This is a genomic window from Geodermatophilus maliterrae (assembly GCF_041018925.1).
Lineage (GTDB): Bacteria > Actinomycetota > Actinomycetes > Mycobacteriales > Geodermatophilaceae > Geodermatophilus > Geodermatophilus maliterrae.
The window spans coordinates 19,546-42,527 of the sequence record NZ_JBFNXQ010000031.1 but is presented as its reverse complement, the minus strand read 5'-3'; the positions used below and the strand labels follow the sequence as shown (position 1 = coordinate 42,527).

The 22,982-nt window shown below is 72.4% G+C and carries 25 protein-coding genes and 1 pseudogene; 19 read left to right on the top strand and 7 right to left on the bottom strand.

Annotation, left to right across the window (positions count from 1 at the left end; all coding sequences use genetic code 11):
• The first annotated feature begins 400 nt into the window (after positions 1-400).
• The 3 genes from ABQ292_RS11765 (at position 401) to ABQ292_RS11755 (ending at position 2,967) form a co-directional block, all read left to right on the top strand.
• Positions 401-652, top strand: a complete 252-nt coding sequence (locus ABQ292_RS11765) for an arginase family protein (RefSeq protein ID WP_369206467.1) — start codon at positions 401-403, stop codon at positions 650-652.
• A 249-nt stretch (positions 653-901) separates the two neighbouring features.
• Positions 902-2,251, top strand: a complete 1,350-nt coding sequence (locus ABQ292_RS11760) for a TrkH family potassium uptake protein (RefSeq protein WP_369206465.1) — start codon at positions 902-904, stop codon at positions 2,249-2,251.
• A 23-nt stretch (positions 2,252-2,274) separates the two neighbouring features.
• On the top strand, positions 2,275-2,967 hold the full coding sequence (locus ABQ292_RS11755) for a potassium channel family protein (protein WP_369206463.1): 693 nt from the start codon (positions 2,275-2,277) through the stop codon (positions 2,965-2,967).
• 175 nt (positions 2,968-3,142) lie between these two features.
• On the opposite strand, the gene ABQ292_RS11750 is transcribed toward ABQ292_RS11755, so the two are convergent.
• Positions 3,143-3,271 carry a hypothetical protein gene (locus ABQ292_RS11750; protein ID WP_369206461.1) on the bottom strand — a complete coding sequence of 43 codons (129 nt, stop codon included), beginning with the start codon at positions 3,269-3,271 and terminating at the stop codon, positions 3,143-3,145.
• 524 nt (positions 3,272-3,795) lie between these two features.
• Here ABQ292_RS11750 and ABQ292_RS11745 point away from each other — a divergent pair.
• The 5 genes from ABQ292_RS11745 to ABQ292_RS11725 all read left to right on the top strand — a co-directional run bounded on the left by ABQ292_RS11745 (position 3,796) and on the right by ABQ292_RS11725 (position 7,054).
• A complete protein-coding gene (locus ABQ292_RS11745) occupies positions 3,796-4,137 on the top strand; it encodes an ArsR/SmtB family transcription factor (RefSeq protein WP_369206459.1) in 342 nt (113 codons plus the stop codon).
• 3 nt (positions 4,138-4,140) lie between these two features.
• Entirely contained in the window at positions 4,141-4,647 is a 507-nt protein-coding gene (locus ABQ292_RS11740) for an SRPBCC family protein (protein ID WP_369206457.1), read from the top strand.
• The gene (locus ABQ292_RS11735) at positions 4,647-5,267 is read left to right on the top strand and encodes a dihydrofolate reductase family protein (protein WP_369206455.1); all 621 of its coding nucleotides are present in this window, start codon (positions 4,647-4,649) and stop codon (positions 5,265-5,267) included. Before ABQ292_RS11740 ends, ABQ292_RS11735 begins: the two co-directional genes overlap by 1 nt.
• A gap of 420 nt (positions 5,268-5,687) precedes the next feature.
• The gene (locus ABQ292_RS11730) at positions 5,688-6,197 is read left to right on the top strand and encodes a GNAT family N-acetyltransferase (protein WP_369206453.1); all 510 of its coding nucleotides are present in this window, start codon (positions 5,688-5,690) and stop codon (positions 6,195-6,197) included.
• A complete protein-coding gene (locus tag ABQ292_RS11725; protein ID WP_369206451.1) occupies positions 6,194-7,054 on the top strand; it encodes an inositol monophosphatase family protein in 861 nt (286 codons plus the stop codon). Before ABQ292_RS11730 ends, ABQ292_RS11725 begins: the two co-directional genes overlap by 4 nt.
• Before the next feature lie 925 nt (positions 7,055-7,979).
• Here the strand turns inward: ABQ292_RS11725 and ABQ292_RS11720 are convergent.
• From ABQ292_RS11720 to ABQ292_RS11705, 4 genes are all read right to left on the bottom strand, one after another.
• Positions 7,980-8,846 (bottom strand): alpha/beta hydrolase, encoded by an 867-nt coding sequence (locus ABQ292_RS11720; protein ID WP_369206449.1) that lies wholly within the window; start codon positions 8,844-8,846, stop codon positions 7,980-7,982.
• Between the two features lie 376 nt (positions 8,847-9,222).
• On the bottom strand, positions 9,223-10,446 hold the full coding sequence (locus ABQ292_RS11715) for an epoxide hydrolase family protein (RefSeq protein ID WP_369206447.1): 1,224 nt from the start codon (positions 10,444-10,446) through the stop codon (positions 9,223-9,225).
• Positions 10,447-10,569: 123 nt separating this feature from the next.
• The gene (locus ABQ292_RS11710) at positions 10,570-10,809 is read right to left on the bottom strand and encodes a hypothetical protein (protein ID WP_369206445.1); all 240 of its coding nucleotides are present in this window, start codon (positions 10,807-10,809) and stop codon (positions 10,570-10,572) included.
• A gap of 302 nt (positions 10,810-11,111) precedes the next feature.
• On the bottom strand, positions 11,112-11,555 hold the full coding sequence (locus ABQ292_RS11705) for a VOC family protein (protein ID WP_369206443.1): 444 nt from the start codon (positions 11,553-11,555) through the stop codon (positions 11,112-11,114).
• A gap of 206 nt (positions 11,556-11,761) precedes the next feature.
• Between ABQ292_RS11705 and ABQ292_RS11700 the strand changes: the two genes are divergently transcribed.
• The 11 genes and pseudogenes from ABQ292_RS11700 (at position 11,762) to ABQ292_RS11650 (ending at position 18,982) form a co-directional block, all read left to right on the top strand.
• Complete coding sequence (locus ABQ292_RS11700) at positions 11,762-12,118, top strand: FAD-binding oxidoreductase (RefSeq protein WP_369206441.1); 357 nt, start codon at positions 11,762-11,764, stop codon at positions 12,116-12,118.
• A pseudogene (locus ABQ292_RS11695) lies at positions 12,118-12,339 on the top strand (hypothetical protein); the annotation flags it as partial. The gene ABQ292_RS11700 and the pseudogene ABQ292_RS11695, both read left to right, overlap by 1 nt.
• A 133-nt stretch (positions 12,340-12,472) precedes the next feature.
• Positions 12,473-12,739: a DUF6510 family protein gene (locus ABQ292_RS11690; RefSeq protein ID WP_369206439.1), complete on the top strand. Its 267-nt coding sequence runs from the start codon at positions 12,473-12,475 to the stop codon at positions 12,737-12,739.
• Positions 12,740-12,890: 151 nt separating this feature from the next.
• Complete coding sequence (locus tag ABQ292_RS11685; RefSeq protein WP_369206437.1) at positions 12,891-13,028, top strand: hypothetical protein; 138 nt, start codon at positions 12,891-12,893, stop codon at positions 13,026-13,028.
• A gap of 173 nt (positions 13,029-13,201) precedes the next feature.
• Positions 13,202-13,654: an SRPBCC family protein gene (locus ABQ292_RS11680; RefSeq protein WP_369206435.1), complete on the top strand. Its 453-nt coding sequence runs from the start codon at positions 13,202-13,204 to the stop codon at positions 13,652-13,654.
• Positions 13,647-14,171: a TetR/AcrR family transcriptional regulator gene (locus ABQ292_RS11675; protein WP_369206433.1), complete on the top strand. Its 525-nt coding sequence runs from the start codon at positions 13,647-13,649 to the stop codon at positions 14,169-14,171. Before ABQ292_RS11680 ends, ABQ292_RS11675 begins: the two co-directional genes overlap by 8 nt.
• A gap of 143 nt (positions 14,172-14,314) precedes the next feature.
• On the top strand, positions 14,315-14,815 hold the full coding sequence (locus ABQ292_RS11670; protein WP_369206431.1) for a tryptophan-rich sensory protein: 501 nt from the start codon (positions 14,315-14,317) through the stop codon (positions 14,813-14,815).
• 279 nt (positions 14,816-15,094) lie between these two features.
• Positions 15,095-17,281 carry an MMPL family transporter gene (locus tag ABQ292_RS11665; RefSeq protein ID WP_369206429.1) on the top strand — a complete coding sequence of 729 codons (2,187 nt, stop codon included), beginning with the start codon at positions 15,095-15,097 and terminating at the stop codon, positions 17,279-17,281.
• Between the two features lie 190 nt (positions 17,282-17,471).
• A complete protein-coding gene (locus tag ABQ292_RS11660) occupies positions 17,472-17,885 on the top strand; it encodes a DUF6640 family protein (RefSeq protein ID WP_369206427.1) in 414 nt (137 codons plus the stop codon).
• A gap of 183 nt (positions 17,886-18,068) precedes the next feature.
• The gene (locus ABQ292_RS11655) at positions 18,069-18,254 is read left to right on the top strand and encodes a hypothetical protein (protein WP_369206425.1); all 186 of its coding nucleotides are present in this window, start codon (positions 18,069-18,071) and stop codon (positions 18,252-18,254) included.
• 38 nt (positions 18,255-18,292) lie between these two features.
• On the top strand, positions 18,293-18,982 hold the full coding sequence (locus ABQ292_RS11650) for a hypothetical protein (RefSeq protein ID WP_369206423.1): 690 nt from the start codon (positions 18,293-18,295) through the stop codon (positions 18,980-18,982).
• A gap of 140 nt (positions 18,983-19,122) precedes the next feature.
• Here ABQ292_RS11650 and ABQ292_RS11645 read toward each other — a convergent pair whose 3' ends face one another.
• On the bottom strand, positions 19,123-19,527 hold the full coding sequence (locus ABQ292_RS11645) for a hypothetical protein (RefSeq protein ID WP_369206421.1): 405 nt from the start codon (positions 19,525-19,527) through the stop codon (positions 19,123-19,125).
• A gap of 497 nt (positions 19,528-20,024) precedes the next feature.
• Entirely contained in the window at positions 20,025-22,868 is a 2,844-nt protein-coding gene (locus ABQ292_RS11640; RefSeq protein ID WP_369206419.1) for a helix-turn-helix transcriptional regulator, read from the bottom strand.
• Positions 22,869-22,982: the final 114 nt, after the last annotated feature.

Below are 22,982 nucleotides of genomic sequence, written 5' to 3'. Positions count from 1 at the left end.
TCCGCACCGAGTCCCCAGCTGTCCGCGAGGAGTTCTCCCGCGGCCCGCCTCGTGTGGCCCTCCGCGGCGGGCCAGAGGTGGCTGTAGCTGTTCAGTGTCGTGGTGGCGCTGGTGTGCCCGGGAGCCCGCTGGACGGTGATGACGTGCCGGGCGAGCAGGTCGACCAGTGACGGCGCGAGGGACACCTGCCGCTCGCTGCCGTACTCCGGTGCGCGCAGCTCGATCGCCGGCCTCGGGGACATGGCCCTGTCCGGGCCGATGGGCTGGTGGGACTCCGGACTGGGTGCCGGGCTGCCCGAGGACCAGGTGGTGCTGGTCGGCGCACGGGACCTCGACGCCGCGGAGGCCGCACACATCGAGGCCGGGCGCGTGGCACTGGTCCCGGTCGGGGACGGCATCGGTGAGCGGGCTGGCCGCGGCGATCGCCGGACGGCCGGTCCACCTGCACATCGACTGCGACGTGCACGACCCGGGCCTGTTCACCACCGACTACGTCGTCCCCGATGGCCTCACCCTCGACGACCTGCGCGCCTGCGCCACCGCGGTGGCCGGCAGCGAGGTCATCGGCATCGAGGTGGCCGAGTTCGAGGGCGATGGCGACGCCACGGCCGACGACCTGGTGGCCATGCTCGACCCCATCCTCACCCGGTAGGCGCCGTGAGAAGTCTGCGACCCCTGGACGACCAGGCGCGACCGGTCCGACCCGGCCGCAAAGGCCGGCCAGCAGGTCGCGAACGGAGACCCTGTCAGGGTCCGACTCTCATGGAGTCGTTCAGGGACGGGGGCGGTCAGCGCCAGCAGCGCAGACCCCAGCCCGATCGGGGACGGTTGCCTCTGTCCGCGCTCGAGCCTCGAGAGCACGTTCCGAATACCGTCTCTGCGTGCCCTGGCGGAGCTCCCGATGAGGTCCCGCCCGCTCGCCCTGCCGCGACCCGTGCACCCGGCGCAGGTCGTCGTCCTGGCGTTCGGGATGGCGGTGGTGCTGGGCACCCTGCTGCTGCTGCTCCCTGTGTCCCGGGCCGACCGCGACGGTGCGCCGGTCGTCGACGCGCTCTTCACCGCGACCTCCGCGGTCACCATCACGGGCCTCAACACGGTGGACACGCCCACCTACTGGTCCGGCTTCGGCCACGTCGTGATCCTGCTGCTCATCCAGATCGGCGGCTTCGGCATCATGTCGCTGGCGACGTTGCTCGGCCTGCTGGTGTCGCACCGGCTGGGGCTGCGGATGCGGCTGAGCACGGCGGCGGAGACCAAGACGCTCGGCATCGGCGACGTCCGGCGCGTCCTCGTGGGCGTGGCGCGCACCAGCCTGTTCCTCGAGGCCGCCGGGGCGGTGGTGCTCAGCGTCCGGTTGGGAACTGCCTACGACGAGCCGTGGGGCCGTGCGCTGTGGCTCGGGCTCTTCCACTCCGTCTCGGCGTTCAACAACGGAGGGTTCGCGCTCTTCAGCGACAGCCTGAGCCGCTTCGTGACCGACCCCGTGGTGAGCCTCACCGCGTGCACGCTGGTGATCACGGGCGGACTGGGCTTCCCCGTGCTGTTCGAGCTGTACCGGGCGTGGCGGACACCCCGCCGGTGGACGGTGCACACCAAGATCGTGGTGCTCGCGACCTCGGTCCTGCTCTCCGTCGGCATGTTCGCCTTCCTGGCGCTCGAGTGGAACAACCCCGCCACGCTCGGCCCGCTCGGCGTCGGCGGCAAGGCGCTCGCCGGGTTCTTCCTCGCCGTGATGCCGCGCAGCGGCGGCCTCAACACCGTGCCGACCGGCGAGCTGCACGCCGAGTCCCTCCTGCTGACCGACGTGCTCATGTTCATCGGCGGCGGTAGCGCCGGCACGGCGGGCGGCATCAAGGTGACGACCTTCACCGTGCTGCTCTTCGTCATCCTCACCGAGATCCGAGCGGACCGCAGCGTCGTCGCGTTCCACCGGCACATACCCTCCGATGCCCAGCGGCAGGCGCTGACCGTCGCACTGCTCAGTGTGGCCGGCGTCATCGGCGGGACGGGCGCGCTGATGGTGCTCACGCCGTTCCCGCTCGACCATGTGCTCCTCGAGGTGATCTCGGCGTTCGCGACGGTGGGGCTGTCGACCGGGATCACCGGTGACCTTGGAACGCCAGGCACACTGCTGCTCGTCGTGCTCATGTTCATCGGACGCCTGGGGCCGATCACGCTGGCGTCGGCGCTGGCCCTGCGGTCACGCCCCCGCCTCTACGAGCTGCCGCAGGAGCGCCCGATCATCGGGTAGGTACCACCGCCAGGAGGGAACACATGCCGGAGCGCTTCTCCCTCGGGAGGCAGAACGCGTCGCGCGGCGGCGACAGCGTCGCGATCATCGGCCTGGGTCGCTTCGGCAGCGCGGTGGCGCTCGAACTCATGGCGTCCGACGTCGAGGTGCTCGGCATCGACTCCAGCGAGCGGATCGTGCAGGAGATGAGCACCAAGGTCACGCACTGCGTGCGTGCTGACAGCACGCGCGAGGACGCGCTGCGGCAGCTCGGCATCCACGAGTTCAAACGGGCGGTCGTCGGCATCGGGACCAACATCGAGGCCAACATGCTGACCGCGTCGCTGCTCAAGACCCTGGGCGTCGGGAACGTCTGGGCGAAGGCGATCAGCGAGGCGCACGGGCGGATCCTCGACCAGCTCGGCATCGACCACGTCGTCTACCCCGAGAACGACATGGGCCGCCGAGTGGCACACCTGGTCATGGGCTGCATGCTCGACTTCATCCAGTTCGAGCCCGACTACGCGATGGTCAAGACAGCGCCTCCGGCCATGCTGCTCGGCAGACCGCTGTCGGAGACCGGCGTACGTCGCAGACACGGGGTGACGATCGTGGGCGTGAAACGACCGGGCAGCGCTTTCACGCACGCCACCGGGGACACCGTTCTCGAGAGCGGGGACGTCGTGATCGCGTCCGGTCTGCCGCGCGCGGTGGAGAAGTTCAGCGAGCTGAGCTGAGTCGACCGAGGCCCTGCCGCCCCACGTCTCGGACGCGCCACGAGACGACATCTGGGTACGCACGTCACCCCACGCCACCGCGGTTGCGACGTTGAGGGTCGCTCGAGGCACACGTCGGTGCGTTCCATGGTGGGCCGCTACGGGACAACCGGGCTGGCTCACCCCGAGGGCAGCTTCAGGGCTGCCTGGGCGCGGCCGGGGTGTCATCACCCTCGCCGTAGCGGCGGATGACACTCGCCTGGATCAGCAGAGTCACGGTCAGGACGACGACGAAGGAGATCGGGACGAAGGGGCCCGCCCACATGCGTCGAGCAGCGGCAACTCCTCCGCGCTGAGTCACCGGTCGGCGCGCCGGTCTGCCTGGTGTCGGACCTTCGTTGGCCACACTGCCTCCATGTCGTTGGGTGGGGGTGCCGGACCGGCTGCCGGAGTCTTCAGGGGCCCCGCGGAGCGATCGATCAGCGGGACGGGCTGACGGCCGCCTGAGGAAGCGCCGGCTGATCACGGGATCCGGTGATGCTGGACCGCTGAGTTCACCCCGCTGAGGTCGTCATTACGGGGACCGAACGCCACCGCCCCGATGACCCGGGTGTCTTCGTGCTCGAGCAAGAAGCCGCTGCAGGCCCGGCCGGCCTCCGGCCACCCTCCGCAGCTGCCCAGGACGACCACCCGGCTCACCACGCGACGACCCTGTCACCGAGGAACGTGGCGGTGCACCGTGCCGTGGACCGATCCCTAGCGGGAGACAAGGGTCGTGATCGTCCTCTGGCAGGAGCCGCCTGGTCCATCCCGCCTTGACGCATGCCCATATAGGCATACGATGGCGCCATGGCACGAGCAGCGACGACGTCGGACGCGTTCAACGCGATCGCCGAGCCGCAGCGCCGGGACATCCTGGTGCTGCTGCGGGCGGGTGAGCGGCCGGTGACCGACCTGGCCCAGGAGCTGGGGATGACTCAGCCGCGGGCGTCCAAGCACCTGCGGGTGCTCCGGGAGGTCGGGCTGGTGCGGGACCGCAAGGCGGGCAAGCAGCGCCTCTACGGCCTCGACGCCCGCGGGCTGCGGCCGGTCCACGAGTGGACCGGCGGATTCGAGCGGTTCTGGAACGAGAGCTTCGACCGGCTGGACGCATACGTGCAGGACCTGAAGCAGGCAGGACAGGAGGAGTAGCTGATGAGCGCGACGGGACGAGGAGCGCCGGCGCGGTCCGCGACGGCCGACCGCGAGATCGTCATTTCCCGGGTCATCGACGCCCCACGGGAGCTGGTGTTCGAGGCGTTCACCGAGGTCCGGCACCTGTCGCGGTGGTGGGGACCGGACGGGTTCACCACGACCACGCAGTCGTTCGAGTTCCGCGTCGGCGGGGAGTGGGACTTCGTGATGCACGGACCGGACGGGACGGACTACACCGAGTGGATCTCCTGGACCGAGATCACCCCGCCGGAGCGGATCGCGCTGCTGCACGGTGAGTCCCGCGGCGACCCGAACGCCTTCGAGTCGGTCCTGACGTTCGAGCCCGACGGGACGGCGACCCGGATCGAGATGCGCACGGTGTTCCCCACCAAGGAACTGCGCGACGAGGCGGTCGAGAGGTACCACGCGATCGAGGGCGGCCGGCAGACCCTGAGCAACCTGGCTGACTACGTCACCGAGGTCGTTCGGACGGGGGCGGAGGGCTGATGGCCGGGAAGGTGTTCTTCAGCGTGTCGATGTCGCTGGACGGGTTCATCGCGCCCGCGTCCCTCGGGGACCTCATGGGGCGGCAGTGGATGGAACTGCAGCAGTGGATCTTCCCGCAGCGGTTCTTCCGGGAGAACCTGGAGCTCGGCGGGGGCGGCGAGGAGGGGCGCGACAACGACATCGTGCGGGAGACGTTCGAGCGCACCGGCGCGAGCGTGATGGGCAAGCGCATGTTCGACGCCGGCGAGCAGGCATGGCCGGAGAAGGCGCCGTTCCACACGCCGGTCTTCGTCGTGACGCACGAGAAGCGGAACCCCTGGGAGCGGCCGGGTGGAACCACCTTCCACTTCGTCGACGACGGAATCGAGTCCGCGCTCGACCAGGCCCGCGAGGCCGCCGGCGACCGCGACGTCCGCATCGCGGGTGGCGGCGCGACGATCCTGGAGTACGTGAACGCCGGCCTGATCGACGAGTTCTCGATCGCGCTGTCGCCCGTGCTGTTCGGCTCCGGGATCCGCCTGTTCGAGGGCGTGGACGCGGGCCGCGTGGCCCTGGAGCCGGTCCGCGCGGAGCCGACGCAGCGGGTGACCCACCTGACCTACGCGGTCCGTGAGCGGTAGGCGCACGGCGGAGGACACACGGCGGACGGCGGACGGCGGACGAACACCCACGCGGTCGGCACCCAGACGGTTCTCCTGCCGGGATGACCGGCCCACCTGCTGGGTGGCCGGGAAGGAGCACGCAGGATCCGGTGGCACCGGGCCCGCTCGGTGCCCATGAGGGACGACTCACCAGGCGGAACGGCCCGAAACGGGCCCCGGACCGTGAGCCGAGACAGCGACATCCCGGACGGCCGGGAAGTGTGCGGGTCGTCGCCTGTGGGGCTAGGTTCCCCTTCGTGCCGACGTCCGTCGACCGCCGCTGGTGGCGCCTCGCGTAGCGAGCGCGCGCTGCACCCTGTCCAGGCCGCCGCTTCCAGCAGCCGGCCGGGCGATGCCTCCTTCGTGACCCGCTGTGGGGAGCCGATCCGAAGGAGCTCCGTGCACGCCGATCAGGTTCCGCTCTGCGATGTGGTCATTGCGCCGGTGGTGGCCGAGGACGCCGGTGAGCTGCTGACGCTGCAGCGCGCCGCCTACGCCACCGAAGCGCGCATCTACGGCGACCCGGAACTGCCCGCGCTGACCCAGACCCTGCCCGAGCTGCAGGCCGAACTGGCCGTGGCCACCGCGTTGAAGGCCAGCGTCGGTCACCGCATCGTCGGCGCGGTCCGTGCCCACGTGGAGGGGGCGGTGCTGCACGTCGGGCGCCTGACCGTGGCTCCTGACTGGCAGGGACGCGGCATCGGCTCACGCCTGTTGACCGCGGTCGAGAACCACCACGGCGACGAGGTGGACGCCGCGGCGCTGTTCACCGGACACCTCAGCGGAGCCAACCTGGCGATGTACACCCGTCGCGGCTACTGCGAGCAGCGACGCGAGCGACTGAGCCGGGGCGTGGTGCTGGTGCACGTGACCAAGCCGCTGTCGGCGGCCGACGGGCCGGCGCGATGAGCGGCTACGACGACAGCGCTCATGATCTCCAACTGGCGTTCGACGCCTCGGAGCAGGCGGCGGAGCTCGCCCTCGCTCACTTCGAGGCTGGCGCCTCGGCGACGCTGAAGGCAGACGGCACACCGGTCACCGAGGCCGACCGGGCGGTCGAGCGCTTGCTCCGGGAGACGTTGTCGGAGGCCCGGCCCGGCGATGCGTTCCTCGGCGAGGAACTCGGTCGACTCGGTGAGTCCGATCGTGTCTGGATCCTCGACCCGATCGACGGGACCGGGTTCTTCAGTCGGGGTGATGCGAACTGGCGGATCCACATCGCTCTGGAGGTGCACGGGGTCACCGAGGTCGCGCTCGTCACCTCTCCTGCGCTGCGGCGCTGTTGGTGGGCGACCCGAGGCGGCGGCTCCTTCGAGTCGTCCTGGCCACGCGAGGAGAGCAACACGCGGCGCCTGCAGGTCAGCACGACCTCGACGCTCGCTGATGCCGTCCTCGATGCTCTGGACGACGAGTCCAGGGCTCGCCTCCCACCTGGTGCGGCTCGCGCACCGGCGAGCCCCCTGCCGCTGGTGGAGCTGGTTCGTGGTGAGCTGGATGCCTTCCTGGCAGAGCGCTACCACACGTGGGACCACGCGCCGTGGATCCTCCTCGTCGAGGAGGCCGGCGGGCGCTTCACCGATCGAACGGGTGGGCGTGCGAGCGATCAGGGCGGCGGCCTGTACTCGAACGCCATCCTGCACGGTCCGCTACTGGCCTCACTGCACTACCCGGTGGATCCTCGACCGCCGGGTCGGGATACGGATCACCGAGCGATCCACCCCCCGAGCCTGAGCGACGGCGCACACCGATCAAGGCCTGATCCCTGATCCCGGACACGCTGCGCTGCTGAGATCCAGGAGCCTTCGGCCGCCCTGCCATCGGCGGCTGCGGCGATCCGCACATCGGACCCGCTACGGCGACGTCCGGAACCTGTCGGCATCTCGGCTGCCGATGTACCGCGGGGATCCCTGCCGGATGACACCGAGGAGGTGAGTGGAAGAGCCGTCCGTGCGCCGGAAGCGGCGCCCCAGCCGGTGAGACTGCTCGTGTGCTCACCGTGCCCGAGGTGTCTGCTGCAGCCACGCGCGCGCGGGAGGGGACCGCCGGGTCGCAGTGGATCTCGTCGTTGCACATCGACCGTTGGACGAGTCCATCATGAACGCCCTCGAGGGGTTCGGCCCTGATGACGAGGACATCTGCGTCTGGCGCGACAAGACCGACACCGCTCAGCTCAACGTGACGACTGAGGTATGCGCCGAGGAGATGGCAACGGCCCTGGCCGTCGGACGCGAATTGGAGCAGGAGGTGCTGGCTCTGGTCGACATCGATGCACGTGTGGAGGGGGTTGAAGCCGAGCCTGTCCCATGGTGTGCCGCTCAGGGCGAACGTCGGCTGACGCGGTACCAGCTTCCTGGCACGCGTGCTCGCCGACCAACTCGGCGACGTCGAGCCGTACCTCAGCAAGGAGCTGACCATGCCTTTCCAGGCTCGGTCGGCAGCAGGGACCCCGTGAGGGACACGACCGGACACCAGCGCTGCCGGCACCGAGCGCATGGAGCGTGTGGAGGGTGCGCCGAGCCACGGGCAGTCCGCACACGGTCCGCAGAACGGTCGATCGGGGCCCATCACCGCCGATCCGCTCGTCAACGTCGTCCGATGACCCCGGATTCGTTCCGCTTCACCGTGTGAATCGGTGTGGAAGCGCAGTTCTGCGGCCCGTGAACTCCTGCGAGTCCACGTCCAGTACGAGGCTCAGGCGGACCCATGACGCTGGATCGCTGGTCGGGCGGTCGTTGCGGCTGGACGCGTCGAGCCGGTGGCGTGAGCCAGCGCCCAGTCCAGCGCACGGTCCGCGACCGCCTCCCATCCGGGCGCCCCGCAGGTCCAGTGGTCCCGGCCCTCGAACTCGTGGTACTCGGTGATGGCCCGGGACCGCTTGTAGTGCTTGGCGTTCGACCGGTTCACCGCCGGCGGCATGGTGTGGTCCTTCCCGCCGGCGATGAAGAGCAGGGGTGCACGGTCGGCGGAGTAGTCGACCCAGGTGTCCTGGTGGCCAGGCTTGAAGTTGGCGAGGATCCCGTACTCCCACACCCAGTAGCCGGGGGCCGGGATGGCGTAGCGGTCCCAGATGCCCTTGGACTCCTCGGCGGTGAGGGTGTTGGTGAAGGCGTTGTGGAACTCCTCGGGGGTGAACCCCACCGCCTTCCGCCGGTTGGCCGGGTTCTTCAGTACGGGGAACAGCGCCTTGGCCTGGGCCGGCGGGCTGACCCGGACGCCTTCGGTCGGGGCCGAGTTGATGGCCACACCGGCGGCGCCGAGTCCACGGGCGAGCAGCAGTTGGGTGAGAGTGCCGCCGAACGAGTGGCCGACGATGATCGGCGGACTGTCCAGGGTGCCGATCATGCCGGCCAGATGGGCAAGGGTCTCGCGGACCGTGACGCTCGCGATCCTGTCGGTGTCCTCTCGGAGGGCCTCCACCTCGATCTCGAAACCGGGATAGGCGGGGGTGTGCACGGTGAAGCCCTTGCCCTCGAGGTAGGGCACCCAGTTCTCCCAGCTGCGGGGGGTGACCCAGAGGCCGTGGATGAGCACCACGTGGTTCGGGCGAGTTCCGGTCACGGCAGGTGTGTCCTCTCGTGCGGTCCGGGGTCGATGGAGGTGAGTAGGTCCGCGTACAGCCGCCCGCGGTCGGTGCAGGGGGAGTAGGTGGCCGCTGCCCCCGTGGACCGTGTGCTCCCTCCTACGCGGTATCTGGTCATCAGGGTCGCGGTGCCTGAGGTCGCATCGCGCCCGTGGGACTCCCTGGTCATGCCTGGCCTCCTGAGCAGGAGTACCGCCCGGGGTATGGCGGAAGTGGTCACCTGGTGCCGGGCACGGCAGCCCACCGAAGCCGCCCAGGCCAGTCTCGCGGTGACGCGCTGGCATCACCGGGGTACAGGTCGACTCGTCCGCCGCCCGCTGACCGACCGGTGCTCAGGTCGGTCAGCGGGCGCCGTCACCGCTGTCGCTGGCGCAGCGAGCGGAGAGCTGCGCGGAGCTCCTCGGCGAAGAGCTGCGGTTGCTCCCACGCGGCGAAGTGGCCACCCCGGTCGACCTGGTTGTAGTAGATGAGGCCGGGGTAGGCGCGCTCGGCCCAACTGCGCGGCGCCTGGTACTGCTCACCGGGGAAGACAGTGGTGGCCACGGGGATGGTGACGCCCTTCGCGTTGAAGAACCCACCCCGGTACTCCCAGTAGAGGCGAGACGCAGAGACTCCCGTGTTTGTCAACCAGTACAGCGTGATGTTGTCCAGGACCTCGTCGCGCGTCAGTTCGCCCGTGGCGCTCGAGGCCCGGTCGAGCGCAGCCGTGACTGCGGCGGCCGGCTGCCCGTCGGCGTCGTTGTGGTCGAGGAGCCAGGCGGCCAGGCCGACAGGGGAATCCGCGATGCCGTACAAGGTCTGCGGGCGCGCCGCCATCATGCGGGCGTACTCCACCTGCTTGAACGTCCTCTCCAGCTGGGCATAGGCACGTCCCTCCTCCGCGGAGAGACCGGACGGCGCCGGTTCGCCGTGCTCCAGTGCCCTGTCGATGTCTGCCGGAACGGTGGCGGGCATGTTGGTGTGGATGGCGAGTAGTCCTGGAGGCGCCTGCAGGCCCATCTGGTCGACGACGAAGGCGCCCCAGTCGCCGCCTTGGGCGACGTAGCGGCCGTAGCCGAGGCGGTGCATCAGCTCTGCCCAGGCTCGGCCCATCCGCTCGGGCCCCCATCCGGTGCTGGTCGGCTTACCAGAGAACCCGTAGCCGGGCATGGAGGGGACGACCACGTGGAACGCGTCCGCGGCGCTGCCACCGTGCGCCGTGGGATCGGTCAGCCGGTCGATGATCTTGAGCTGCTCGATGATCGAGCCAGGCCAGCCGTGATTGACGACGATCGGCAGCGCGTCCTCGTGCGGCGAGCGAGCGTGGATGAAGTGGATGTCCAGACCGTCCAGCTCGGTGATGAAGTGCGGCAGGGTGTTCAGCCTCGTCTCGCAGCTGCGCCAGTCGTAGTCCGTCATCCAGTGGTCGGCGAGCCTCTGCATCATGGCGAGGGGCAGGCCCTGGGACTGGTCCTCGACGGTCTCCTTCTCGGGCCAGTTCGTGGCCGCGATGCGTCGACGGAGGTCTTCCAGCGCCGCATCCGGGATGTCGACGTGGAAGGGACGGATTTCGACTGGGGCCTCGAGAGTGCTGCTCATGACGGACTCCGTTCCGTTCGGGGCGGCGGTGTGCCGCGTGGTGTCGGTTCGGCGGAGGCAGAGCCGGGGTCGTCGGGCGTCGCCGGGTCGGATCAGGCGAGGCTGACGGCCGCCGAGGCCCGATCAGCTGCTGTCCACTGGTGCGGCCACTGGTGCGGCGGCGAGGAGCCGACGGGCCGAGGCTTCTTCGGACGCGGCGACGAGCACGCGAACCCCGCCCTGCAGTTGCAGCTGCGGCTCCTGGCCTCCGGCGTCGTCGGTCACCACGGCCGCTCGCAGGCCGTGAGTGCGCAGCAGCCCGACGATCAGGTCCGCCTCCACACGACTTCCCGCGACGGCCAGGAGTACGGGCGCACTGTCCACGAGTTCACCTCCCCTCACGGCGGCACGACCGTCGCACCGGGAACGCGTGCTCGCGCCCGGGAAGACCACGGGCTCTGCTCCTGGGGGTCGCGCCCCGTCGGCCCGCGTCCACGCCCTGGACCAGCCTCGCCGCGACGAGGGTGCCCGTCGTCGGCACGGCCGCGCAGACCACCGAGCACACCGAGCAGCCCGCGATCAGGACGCGGCGTCGGCCGAAGTGGTCGATCAGGGCGCCGGTGAGCAGCACCAGCGGCGCGGCGGTGTGCGCCACGTCCGACGGGTCCGCGCCACGGGCACGGATGTCAGCGGCCGGGCAGGCGCTGGGTGATCTCCTGGAGGACCCACCCGTTGCCGTCGGGGTCGCTGAACACCGCGTGGGACTGGTAGCCCTGGCCTTCGGGGTCCCGCCCCGGCTGCCGCACGCTCTCCTCTTCGGGGTGGAACCGCCCGGCCGCGCCGTGGAAGACCTCACTCACCGGGGCGCCGCGCTCGACCAGCTCGGCGCGGGCGGCCGCGATGTCGTCCGTGACGAGCAGCAGTCCCTGCTGCGATCCAGGGGTCATGGTCGTGACGCCGATGCCGAAACTGACCGAGCAGGCCGACCCGGGCGGCGTGAGCTGCACGATGCGGAGGTCTTGGCCGGCCACGATGTCGGCGTCCTCGCGCCACCCCAGGCCCTTGTAGAAGTCCTTGGTGCGGTCGACGTCGGAGACGGGCAGGATCACGACCTCGAGTCTCAGGTCCATGGTGAGACCTCCTCGGTCTGCGGACGAACCGGACCGGATGCCGGCGTGACCACCGTGCCGCGCCTCGCGGTCGCTCGCCCCAGGCAGACTCCCTGGATCCACGCCTGGTCCACCGGGGACGCCCTGGCGCGGGATGACGCCGCCGTCGGGGACTACGGCCGGTCTCCCTGGCGTGGCCGAGGCCGTGTCCGAGGGGGAGGACTCGCATGGCCCACGTGGTCGACGTGATCACGGAGACCCCCCGTGCCACGACGCTCGTGTTCGACGTGCCCGGCCGGCCCGGCCACCGGGCCGGGCAGCACGTGGACGTGCGGCTGACCGCCGCGGACGCCTACCAGGCTCAGCGCAGCTACTCGATCGCCTCGGCGCCGGACGTCGGTACGCGCGTCGAGCTCACCATCGTGCGCATCGACGACGGCGAGGTCTCCCCGTACCTGACCGGAGACCGGCATCCCGGCGACCGGATCGAACTCCGGGGCCCCATCGGCGGCTACTTCGTGTGGGGGCCGGCGCAGGGTGGTCCGCTGCTCCTCGTGGCGGCGGCTCCGGTGTCGCTCCGCTGATGGCGATGCTCCGACTGCACGCCAAGACCGGGGTCGAGGTGGGTGCGCGGCTGTTGATGTCCTCGCGCGACTGGGACGACATCATCTTCCGCGACGAACTCGAGCGACTGACCGGGCACGGCCGCGTGGTGGTGCACATGTTGACGCAGTCGCAGCCGCCGGGATGGACCGGTCATGCCCGCCGGGTCGATGCAGAGATGCTCGCCCAGGTCGGTCCCGGTCCGGCCGACCAGCCCCACGTCTACGTCTGTGGGCGGACGTCGTTCGTCGAGAGTGTCGCCGAGGCGCTCCTGCGACTCGGGCATCGGCCACAGGCCATCAGGACCGAACGCTTCGGACCGACCGGAGATCGAGATGGACGAGACGATGCTCGACGGCAACGCGGTCGCCGGCCTGCTCGGCGAGGTCTTCGCCGGCGACATGACGACGGCGATCGGCAGATGCGCGCAGTGCGGCGCCCGCGAGCCGATGGGGTCGGCGCACGCATTCCCAGGCGCCGGCATGGTGCTGCGGTGTGCGCACTGCGACCACGCCCTGGTGACGATCGTCCGGGCCGAGGCGCGCGCGTGGATCGGTTTCCCGGGGGCGGTCACGATGGAGGTCTCGGTGGGGCCGAGCTGACCCTCGCGTCGGCCTGTCACCCCACCTCCGCGGCCAGCCGGTACGCGACGTGCCCACTCCTCCGTGCACGGCGGATCCCGGTTCCCGTGAGGCGGCAGCAGGGCCGACGGCGGGCGGCGGGTCGGTGCGACCCGTGGGGAGGGAGCACGCGATGGCCATGGTCACCTTCGACGAGGCGACCCGGACCCACCCCGCGGCGACCACCCCCGCGGTCGGCCGGTCGAGCCGGGGCGGACCCATCGCGCCGCCCGTGATCGCGCCGGTCGGCTGCCCGCGGACGGCTCCGTGACCGAGAACGGGGCACCCCACGGGTTCTCCACTCCCACGAAGGGTGGGTACGGGGGGCCTCCACACACGGCTGTGGCGCCTGACCCGCAACCGTCCGCATCGAGGTCTTGACATGGCTAACGTCGTTAGCCAACGTAGGGGCTAACAACGTTAGCCGGCCCGAGGAGGAGCGTCATGGCAAAGCGACTGTTCGCCGACGTCGACATCGATGCCACACCCGAGCAGGTGTGGGAGGTGCTCACCGATCTCGCCGCGTACCCGGCGTGGAACCCGTTCATCGTGCGGGCCGAGGGGGTCGTGGAGCCGGGCCGTCGGCTGACCGTGACCATGCAGCCGGTCGGCGGCCGGGCGACGACCCTGCGCCCCCGGCTCGTCGACGTGGACGCGCCCCGGCGGCTGCGGTGGCGCGGCACGTTGGGGATCCGCGGACTGATGGATGCCGACCACACCTTCAGCCTCGAGCCGCAGGGGAGCGGCACCCGGCTGGTCCAGCAGGAGGACTTCCGAGGCGCGCTCGTCCCGTTCCTCGCCGCGTCGCTGGACCGGAAGACGCTGCCTGCGTTCGTGGCGATGAACGAGGCGCTCAAGAGCCGGGCGGAGCACACGGCGTCGCGCATCCGTGGCTGACCCGCTCTCGGTCCGCGCGCGCGAGATCGTGGCCGTCGCACGCGGCGTCCTGGAGCGGGAGGGGCCGGACGCGCTGACCATGCGCCGGATCGCCGAGGTCCTGGGGATCCGGGCCCCGTCCCTGTACAAGCACCTACCCGGCAAGGAGGCGCTGGAGGTCGCCATCGTCATCTCGGGCTTCGAGGAGGCCGCCGCCGCGTTCGAGGCGGCCACCGACGGAGCGCCGGAGCCCCTGGCGGCCTTCGTCGGGGCCTATCGCGCCTTCGCTCACGGACACCCGCACCTGTACCGGCTGATGACCGACCGACCCCTGCCCCGCGCGGACCTGCCTCCGGGGCTGGAGGAGCGCACCGCCGCGCCGCTGCAGCGGGCCACGGGCAGCCCCGCCCGGGCCCGCGCGGCGTGGGCCTTCATCCACGGCATGGTCCTGCTCGAGCTGACGGACCGTCTCCCGAAGGACGGGATGACCGAGCAGGCCTGGCAAGCCGGTATCGCGGCCATGCAGCGCCAGGAGTGACCCGGCCGACCTGAGCGGTGCGGGGATTGCGTGCCCCGTTCGGACCGGCCCCGGGGGTCCGGCAGTCGTCCTCCCCGGCGTCCCAGCCGTGCACTCGAGCACGCACCGCAGACGCGGTCGGCGACAGCAGGACAGGAGTCATCATGCGAGACGTGAAGCGGCGATCCGTACTGCAGGCGAGTGCCTGCACAGCCGCGGCCGCGGTTGCGGGGAACGCCTTCGTCGGCAAGCCGGCGATGGACTGGTTCCGAGGCCTCACCGCTCCGCGCCGGCAGTTGCCGCTGCCCGCCTTCCTCGTCGTCGGTGGGCTCTACTACGGGATCATCGGCTACGTGCTCGCGCGGAGCATCGACCGCCGCGACGCCAGGAGCACCGCGTGGAGCCTGGCGGTCGTCGTCGGCAACGAGGCCTGGAACGGGGCCTTCTTCGGCCGTCGGAGCACTCGTGCCGGCTTCGTCGGCCTGTGCGCCTTCGTCGTCCCCCTGGTGGCGCTCCAGCGATCGGTGGCGGGGGACGCGCGCTCGCGTCACGCCTTGGCCCCGTACACGGCCTACGTCCTCGTGTACGACCTGCCGTGGACCTACCGGCTGTGGCGGCTGAACCCGACCCGCGGGCGGATGCGCCTCCCCGCAACCGGCGACTGACGAGCCGGCGCCGTCCGGCCGTCACCAGCTCTGATCGTCCCGCTACGACGTCCGATCCGACCGCGGGACGGACACCGGCGGTGGCGGTCATCGGGTGTGTGCGCTTTGTCCGGCCCGTCCTCCTGGCCACGAGCGGTTCCCCTCGGGAGCGGCCGCGGAGCCCGCGTGCGACCGGAACTCCCAGGTCGCGGACGTGAAGTGCTTGACACCGACCCGTGGGCCGGGCTGTCCTCCCAGCCGACCCGTGCCTCTGCCCCGGCCGGTCAGTCAGGAGGGGCCATGTTCGAACGACTCGGCCGGCTGGTGTACCGACGGCGGCGGTGGGTGGTGGCGCTCTCCCTGGTGCTCGTCGTCCTCGCCGGGGTCTGGGGTTCGGGTGTCTTCGGGCAGATGACCGGCGGGGGCTTCGACGACCCCGGCAGCGAGAGCTCGCGGGCCGCCCGGGAGGCCGAGCGCCAACTGGGCCGCAGTGCCGCGGACGTCGTCGTCCTGTACTCCAGCAACGGCCTGACGGTCGACGACCTCCGCTACGCCGAGGCGGTCACCTCCACCCTGGACGCCCTGCCGCAGGGCGACGTGCTCCGGACCGTGTCCTTCTTCGACACCCCGGCCCCCTCGCTCGTCAGCGAGGACCGGCGCAGCACGTACGCCGTGCTCACCCTGCGCGGCGACGAGGACGAGCGGGAGGACGTCCTCGACGCCATCGAGGACGACCTGGCCGCACCCGGGCTGACGGCGCGGCTCGGCGGGGACGTGACCCTCAACCGGGACATGAACGAGCAGGTCAGCGAGGATCTCACGCTGGCCGAGAGCATCTCCCTGCCGGTCCTCGCGGTGCTGCTCCTGGTGATCTTCGGCAGCGTCGCGGCGGCGAGCCTGCCCCTGGCCATCGGCGTGACCGCGATCCTCGGCTCGTTCGCCGCCCTGCGTGCGTTCGCCCTGGTCACCGACGTCTCGATCTTCGCGGTCAACGTGGTGACCGTCCTGGGCCTCGGGCTGGCCATCGACTACGGGCTCTTCGTGGTCAGCCGGTTCCGCGAGGAGGTCCGCGGGCAGCGCAGCGTCGAGGACGCCCTGGCCCGGACCCTCGCGACGGCGGGACGCACGGTCGCCGTCTCCGGTGTCACCGTGGCCATCTCGCTGGCGGGGCTGCTCCTCTTCCCGCAGGTCTTCCTCCGCTCGATGGGCTTCGGCGGGATGAGCGCCGTCCTCGTCGCGATGCTGGCCGCCCTCACCCTGCTCCCCGCGCTGCTGGGGATGCTGGGGCCCCGGGTGGACGCACTCTCGCTGCGGCGCCTGCTGCGCCGGCGGGGCCGTCGGCCGGCCCACGCCGCCCACCGCGACGGGGCCTGGTACCGGATCGCGCACGCCGTGATGCGTCGTCCCGTCGTCTGTGCCGTTGCGGTGACCGCGCTCCTCGTGACGCTCGCGCTGCCGTTCACGCGGGCGGAGTTCGGCGGCATCGACGTACGCGCCATGCCGGAGGGAGCGGAGAGCCGCGTGGTCGCGGAGACGATCGCGCGCGACTTCCCCCCGAGTCCGGCCGGGCCGGTCGAGGCGATCGTCGCCCTGCCCGGCGCGGCCGACTCACCGCAGGGCGGGGCGGCGCTGCAGTCATACGTCACCGCGGTCGGCGCCGTTCCCGGCGTGGACGGCGCCACGGTCGTCGACGCGGCCGGGAGCACGGCACGGGTCGCCATCGCCTCCGGCGTCGACCCGGTGGGGCCCGAGGGCAGGCAGCTGGTGGCCGCGGTCCGGTCCGTGTCCCCTCCCGACGGCGCCGAGGTCCTGGTCGGCGGACCGAGCGCTCTCTACGCCGACCTGCTCGACAGTCTCGGCTCGCTGCTGCCGTGGATGGCCGTGCTCGTGGCCGTCACGCTGTTCGTGCTGCTGTTCCTGGCCTTCGGCTCGGTCGTGGTGCCGGTCAAGGCCATGGCGGTGAACGTGCTGTCGCTGGGCGCCTCGTTCGGTGCGCTGGTGTGGATCTTCCAGGACGGGCACCTGTCGGGGGTCCTGGGCTTCACGCCGACCGGCTTCCTGGAGGCCACGTCCCCGATCCTGGTGCTGGCCATCGTCTTCGGGCTGTCCATGGACTACGAGGTCTTCCTCATGTCCCGGATCCGCGAGCAGTACGACCTCACCGGCGACAACACCGCGGCCGTGGCGACCGGGCTGCAGCGCACCGGCGGGATCATCACCAGCGCGGCGCTGCTGCTCGTCGTGGTGATCGGTGCCTTCGCGACCTCCGGCGTCGTCCTGATCAAGATGGTCGGGATCGCGATGCTCATCGCCATCGTCGTCGACGCGACGGTCGTGCGGACGGTGCTCGTGCCGGCGACCATGCGGCTGCTCGGCCGGGCCAACTGGTGGGCGCCCGGGCCGCTGGGCCGGCTCTACGCCCGCTACGGCATCCGCGAGTCCGAGGAGGAGCGGGCGCCCCGACCGGAGCGGCTGGTCAGCGCCTAGCCGACGTGCCCGGTAGCACCCCCTGGTCTCCCGGCCGGGAGTGCCCCACGCTGGTCACCTCCCGGCGTCGCTCCCGTCGGAACGCGGCGTCGGCGGGTCGTCCGCACGCCGCCCGGCTGCGGGCGAGGACGACGGGAGGCCGCGACCACGCCCTCGTCCAGGGCGAGCGACGCAGACGGGAGGGGGCGCGATGAGGACGAGCCGGCTGGTGCTGACCGGCGCCGCGGTCGGCACGATCGTGGGCACGGCACGCGCGGACCTGAACGCCACCCACGTGTTCAACCCCGACTGGCCCCCACACGCCCGTTTCCACGGCGCTGCCGGCTGGGGCACCGTCGCGGGCGCTCAACTGGTCGCACTCTGGCTGCTGTGGCGACCGGCGTCCTCCACCGCCGAGCAGGACCTGGCGGCCAGGACCGCCGCGCTGCTGCCGACGGTCGCGTGGGCGCCGTTCTTCGCCGCGCTGGCCACGCCCGGCACCGCGGTCGAGGACGAGCCCGGGCACCTGCCGCGCGTGGCCGGCGTGCCGCTCAACCTCGTCCCCGCGACCCTCGTGCCGGCCGTGGCGGCCCTCGGCTACCTGCTGCACCGCCGCGGCCTGTAGCCCACGCGGGCCGGAGGGAGCTCATCTCCCGCCGTGCAGATCGAGGTCTCGCAGGAGGTGGGTCCGGAGGTCGATCGGTGCTTCACTGGCTGGGACGCCGTGGCGCGAGCGGATCCTGGGCTCGTCGGCGGCGGCGCCGCGCTGATCGGTCAGTAGTCGAGTCCCACGGGCGAGGAGCCGCAGATGGGCACGCTCACCGTTTCGCCGTCATCCCGTGCCACCCGGGTCGCCGGACCGCTGATGCGGCTGTGCGTGGCCGGGGACATCGGTGTCGAGCGCCGAGAGATCGAGTGCGAGCCGGTGGCCGACCCGGCTCCGGCCCCGCAGCACCCGGCGCCGACCGTGCCGGCCCAGCCCGCTCCCGCGTGACCTCACCTCCTGGCCTCCCGGAGGGGCCTCCGGCGCTGGTGGCCGGAGAGGTGCAGGGGTACCGGCGGTTCCGCCTGACCGAGGACGGGCTGTGCCCACCGGTGCACTTCGGCACCGGGCCCTGGAGCGGGCCGATCGAGCAGGCCCGGTGTGCGGTCGACGAGGCGCACGTGCCGCCGCAGTGGGGCTGTGGCTGCGGACTGTACGGCTGGTACCACCCCAGCTACACCGGCCTGGGGACCGGCTGGGGGAACGTGACGGCGGTCATCGCCGCCCGTGGCCGCGTCATCCTCGGCGATTCGGGCTTCCGGGCCGCGGCGGCGCGCATCGTGGCGGTCAGCCTCCCTCGCCGCATCGGTCCTCGCCGGCGGAGCCGGTGGGAGCGGGTGCTCGCCGAGCGGTATCCCGAGGTGTCCGTCCACCGGTCCCGGCGGCGCATGATCCGCCGGCACCCTCCCGAGGACCTCTCCGGACTGGGCATCGCGGTCGGTCCCAGCCCGGCCGTGCGCTACCGCTGGAGCGCCCTGGTGCTGTGGCTGTGCGGCGTCGTCGCCCTGTGCTCGGTGGCGGTGGTCCCGCGTGCGGCACTCACCCGGATGGGTCCGGCGGAGTGGCTCGGCGTCCTCGCCTGCTTCCTCGTGTGGCAGGCGGCCCTCGTCTGGCTCGTCTGCCGAGCCTCCCCGCCACCCACAGGCCTCACCCGGCAGGAGCCCCCCGCAGCCCGATGACGCCGGGGTGATCGGTGCCCGGCACGGCCAGGATGTCGACGGACTGTGGGCGCCGATCCCACGCCCGGTGCGGGTGAGCACACCGCTCACCCGCACCGGCGTGGACGGCGGCCGCGACCTGCAGTACGGCTACGCCGTGGTCATGGCCGTCTGTTGGGGCGGTTGCCCGACTTGGCGGGTGGGATCAGCGGGTCCGGCAGGGGAGCGTCCGTCCCGAGCGCCCCGCCCGCGCCCGACGCCGGCGGGGGCGGCGTGACGGGGACGTCGACCCCCTCGACGGTGACCCCCTCGACGGTGACCGTCTCGACGCCGACCGTCGCGGCGCTGGTGCCCTGAGGGCCGGATGCACGCCCCGACAGCTTGTCGATGCTGCCCTGCAACGGAGCCGGAGCAACGGTCCTGGCCTGCTCCAGGGCCTGCTGGACCTCCGGTCGCTCCACGAGGCCGGCCGCGGCCTGCTTGATCTGCTCGTACCGGGCTCGCCCGGCGCGCGCCCCGAGCACGTACCCGACCCCCAGGCCGAGCCCCAACGACAGCTTGCCCATGACTTGCCTCCAGTCGTCCTTCGCTCGTCGGTCACCGGTCTCGGCAACCACTCCAGGCACCGCCTCGGCTGCCGCGCCCGTCGGGAGCACGGCACGAAGCCCCGTCCGGCACGGACAGCGCCCGCGGCGACACGCGAGGCTGCCGTTCCCTCCCCAGCCGCGCCCCGATCGAGCGTCGTGCCGTTGCTCCTGTCGTGGGCGGCCAGGGTGCCCCGTCGCCCGCAGCTACCCAGCAGGTGGCGTGCCAACCCGCGCTGCCGGTCGGGCACCGGCACCAACCCGGCTACTCAGGGCACCTGCGGAGCCCGGTGACGACGTCCCGTCCGGACCGGTCGGTCGGGCCCTCGGTGCACCTGTCCGGACTCCGGACTCCCGGAAGGGTCCAGGCCGCAGCTCGCTCCAGCGGGTTGCGCGCGGGGCTGCAGGGGGCGCGGCGCCAGGCCGATCCGGTCCGGCTCCTCGCTCGATCGTCCGGAGGCCGGTGCGCGGCGCTCTCGTCACCCGTCGGACCGCGCAGCGGTGGCGACGGGTGCGGCCGTCGAGGCGGCCGTCAGTTGCCTGGGCAGTTCCACCCTCGTCGTGATGCGCAGCTTCTGGAAGACGTGCGTCAGGTGGGTCTCGACCGTGCGCCGGGTGACGTAGAGCTGCTGGGCGATCTCGCGGTTGCCCTCCCCGCGGGCGGCGAGCGCGGCGACCCGGTGCTCGGCGGGGGTGAGTGACTCGATGCCGCTGACGGCGCTCCGGCGCGGCCGGGCGCCGCAGGCGCACAGCTCCTCGCGGCTCCGGCGGGCCAGCCGCTGCATGCCACCACGGGTGGCCAGGTCGAGCGCGCGGCGCAGCGCCTCGCTCGCCGCCTCCCGGTGGTTGGCCCGGCGCAGAGCAGCGCCGAGGTCGACCAGCGCCCGGACGTGTTCGAGCTGCGCAGGCGAGCCGGCGAGCACGGCGACGGCCCGCTCGAGGAGGTCGACGGTCTCGTCGCGTTCGGCGTTACGGGCCACCGCGCGCAGGCCCGCGCCGTACGGACCGGGCAGCGTGAGCCGCTCGGCGAGGTCGAGGTGCTCGGTGGCGAGCTGGCGCCCGGACGCCCGGTCGCCGAGGGCGGCCAGTGCCTCCGCGTCGACGACCCGCCAGGCCGCGACGCCCGGGTGGACGACCCCCACCTCCGCCCAGCGGTCCCCGGCCGCCTGAGCATCGACGTGCGCATCGACGGGACGCCCCTGGGCGAGCCGCAAGCGGGCTCGGCTCTCCAGCAGCAGGGGACTCGCCAGAGCGCCGGGTGGCGGGTCGCCCTGCTGGCCGGCCGCGGCGAGTGCGGCGTCGGCGTCGGCCGGCGCGCCCAGCTCGGTCAGCGCGTCGACCAGGGGGAACAGCGACCAGTTCAGGGCGGGCGGGGGACTGGCTGCCAGCTTCACGTCGAACGACAGGCGGGCGTCGGCCTCCGCGTCGCGGACCCGTCCCGCCTGCACCAGTGCGATCGCACGCAGGAAACAGCCGTGCGCGAGCGCGATCGACCAACCCCGCGGCCGTGCCATGTCGATCAGGGCCCCGCACAGCTCCTGGGCGGCGTCGAGATCACCGCAGGCGACGAGCATGAACTTCACGGAGCTCCCGAGGATCGAGTCCGGCTCGTCGAGACTGCCGTCGCGCAGGGCTGGGTCCAGCTCCGCCCGGACCTCGGCTACGGGCCGCCCGTCGAACACGGCTCGCCAGGCGACGTGGACCCGCCACAGCCCCGACGTCCGCGTGGCCACGGGGACCCGGCTCAGGCGGTCCCGCGCCTCGGGGATCGTCGAGGCGTGCAGCCACGCGTTACCGATCAGCTCCGACTCGAGTCGAGCCAGCAGGGCGGGGGACGTACCCCCCGACTGTTGCAGGCCGCTACGGCAGACGCGGATGGCGGCGTCGAAGTGCCCGGCGAGGCCCAGGGCGCGTGCCCCGGACAGGGCGATGCGGGCGCGCTGGTCCGGCGAGGCGGCGAGGGCGACGGCGTCGCACAGCAGGTCGGGGGCCTCCGGCTGCAGGTGGGCCGCGAGCGCCAGCCCGAGCTCGCTGCGCAGGTCCGCCTCCTCAGCGGGATGCGCGGGGGGCTCGACCAGCGCACGGCGGAGGAAGGTCGCGGCGCTCTCCGGCGCCCCGCGGGCGCCGGCGTGTCTCGCGGCGACTCGCAGGAGCTCGACGGTGGCGGGATCGCCGAACGGCTCGGTGCGCAGCAGGTGCAGCGCCACGAGCTCCGGATCCGATCGCTCGCGCTCCAACAGCTGCGCGGCACGGCTGTGCCGGAGTGCCCGCTCACCCGGCGGCAGGGCGTTGTAGAGGGCGCCCATGACGAGAGGGTGCACGAACGCGTACCGGCCGCTGTCGGCCTCGACCAGCCCGGCGGACCGCAGTGCGTCGGCCAGCCGCAGGGCCTCCGGCGGCGCGAGCCCGGCCAGTGCCCCGGCGTGCCGCAGCGGGGCCTCGCGGCCGAGGACGGCGAAGGCGGTCGCCAGGTCGCTCGCGCCGTCCGGCAACCGCGAGAGCTGCTGCCGGACGCTGCGCGCGACCTGTCCCGGCCCGAACGCGGGCAGCGTCGCCGCGACCTCGTCGGTCGGTTCGAGTCCCTCGGCGAGCAGGTGGTCGACGAGCGCGTGGAGCAGGAAGGGGTTGCCGGAGGTGACGGCGTGGCAGGCGCGGGCGAAGGACGCGCCGGCGACCGGCAGCCGGTCCCGCACGAGGGACTCCACCGCCCCCGGCCCCAGTGGGCGGGGACGGACCGGCGGCCCGGCCACGGCGAGGAGCAGCTCGGTGAGCTCGTCGGTCTCGGACGGCCCCTCCCCGGTCCGGACCGCGCACACGATGGCGACGGGCAGGTCGGGGAGCTGGCGGGTCAGCTGCACCAGCCAGCGCAGCGACGGCCGGTCCGCCCACTGGACGTCGTCGACGACCAGCACCGTCGGCGACCGTTCCGCCAGGCCGGACACCAACCAGCTCAGGCCGTGCGCCGCGGCGTGCATGGCATCCCCGACCGGCGCGGGTGTGTCCAGGTCGGGCTCGAGGGCACGCTGGGCCAGGCCGGCCGCGCCGACCGCCAGCTCGTCCCACTCGGGACCGCGCACGACGGGGGCGAGCAGCTGACGGGCGATCCCCCAGCCCGCACTCTGTTCCAAGGGGCCGCCGCGGGCGCGCAGCACCCGGAACCCCCAACCCTCGGCCAGCCGAGCCGCGTACCCGAGCAGGGTGGACTTCCCGATGCCGGCCGGCCCGTCGACGAGCACCGTGCAGCCCACCCCGGTCCGCACCTGGGCGAGCTGCCGCTCGAGCGCACTCGTCTCCGCCTCGCGGTCCAGCAAGGCGTGCGCCATGTCGCCGAGTCTGTTCTCGCGCGGCGTCCTGCACCACGGACCGACGTCCCAAAGCTCGTGGTCGGCTCCACGATCTGACGGCGGCTGTCCTGCGCCACGCTCCTCCCAGTCCTT

Bases quoted from the DNA above. Each gene is read 5' to 3' on its own strand.
- ABQ292_RS11760 (WP_369206465.1), top strand. From the start codon at position 902: ATGAGGTCCCGCCCGCTCGCCCTGCCGCGACCCGTGCACCCGGCGCAG.
- ABQ292_RS11755 (WP_369206463.1), top strand. From the start codon at position 2,275: ATGCCGGAGCGCTTCTCCCTCGGGAGGCAGAACGCGTCGCGCGGCGGC.
- ABQ292_RS11750 (WP_369206461.1), bottom strand. From the start codon at position 3,271: ATGTGGGCGGGCCCCTTCGTCCCGATCTCCTTCGTCGTCGTCCTGACC.
- ABQ292_RS11745 (WP_369206459.1), top strand. From the start codon at position 3,796: ATGGCACGAGCAGCGACGACGTCGGACGCGTTCAACGCGATCGCCGAG.
- ABQ292_RS11740 (WP_369206457.1), top strand. From the start codon at position 4,141: ATGAGCGCGACGGGACGAGGAGCGCCGGCGCGGTCCGCGACGGCCGAC.
- ABQ292_RS11735 (WP_369206455.1), top strand. From the start codon at position 4,647: ATGGCCGGGAAGGTGTTCTTCAGCGTGTCGATGTCGCTGGACGGGTTC.
- ABQ292_RS11725 (WP_369206451.1), top strand. From the start codon at position 6,194: ATGAGCGGCTACGACGACAGCGCTCATGATCTCCAACTGGCGTTCGAC.
- ABQ292_RS11715 (WP_369206447.1), bottom strand. From the start codon at position 10,446: ATGAGCAGCACTCTCGAGGCCCCAGTCGAAATCCGTCCCTTCCACGTC.
- ABQ292_RS11705 (WP_369206443.1), bottom strand. From the start codon at position 11,555: ATGGACCTGAGACTCGAGGTCGTGATCCTGCCCGTCTCCGACGTCGAC.
- ABQ292_RS11700 (WP_369206441.1), top strand. From the start codon at position 11,762: ATGGCCCACGTGGTCGACGTGATCACGGAGACCCCCCGTGCCACGACG.
- ABQ292_RS11690 (WP_369206439.1), top strand. From the start codon at position 12,473: ATGGACGAGACGATGCTCGACGGCAACGCGGTCGCCGGCCTGCTCGGC.
- ABQ292_RS11685 (WP_369206437.1), top strand. From the start codon at position 12,891: ATGGCCATGGTCACCTTCGACGAGGCGACCCGGACCCACCCCGCGGCG.
- ABQ292_RS11680 (WP_369206435.1), top strand. From the start codon at position 13,202: ATGGCAAAGCGACTGTTCGCCGACGTCGACATCGATGCCACACCCGAG.
- ABQ292_RS11670 (WP_369206431.1), top strand. From the start codon at position 14,315: ATGCGAGACGTGAAGCGGCGATCCGTACTGCAGGCGAGTGCCTGCACA.
- ABQ292_RS11665 (WP_369206429.1), top strand. From the start codon at position 15,095: ATGTTCGAACGACTCGGCCGGCTGGTGTACCGACGGCGGCGGTGGGTG.
- ABQ292_RS11660 (WP_369206427.1), top strand. From the start codon at position 17,472: ATGAGGACGAGCCGGCTGGTGCTGACCGGCGCCGCGGTCGGCACGATC.
- ABQ292_RS11655 (WP_369206425.1), top strand. From the start codon at position 18,069: ATGGGCACGCTCACCGTTTCGCCGTCATCCCGTGCCACCCGGGTCGCC.
- ABQ292_RS11645 (WP_369206421.1), bottom strand. From the start codon at position 19,527: ATGGGCAAGCTGTCGTTGGGGCTCGGCCTGGGGGTCGGGTACGTGCTC.
- ABQ292_RS11640 (WP_369206419.1), bottom strand. From the start codon at position 22,868: ATGGCGCACGCCTTGCTGGACCGCGAGGCGGAGACGAGTGCGCTCGAG.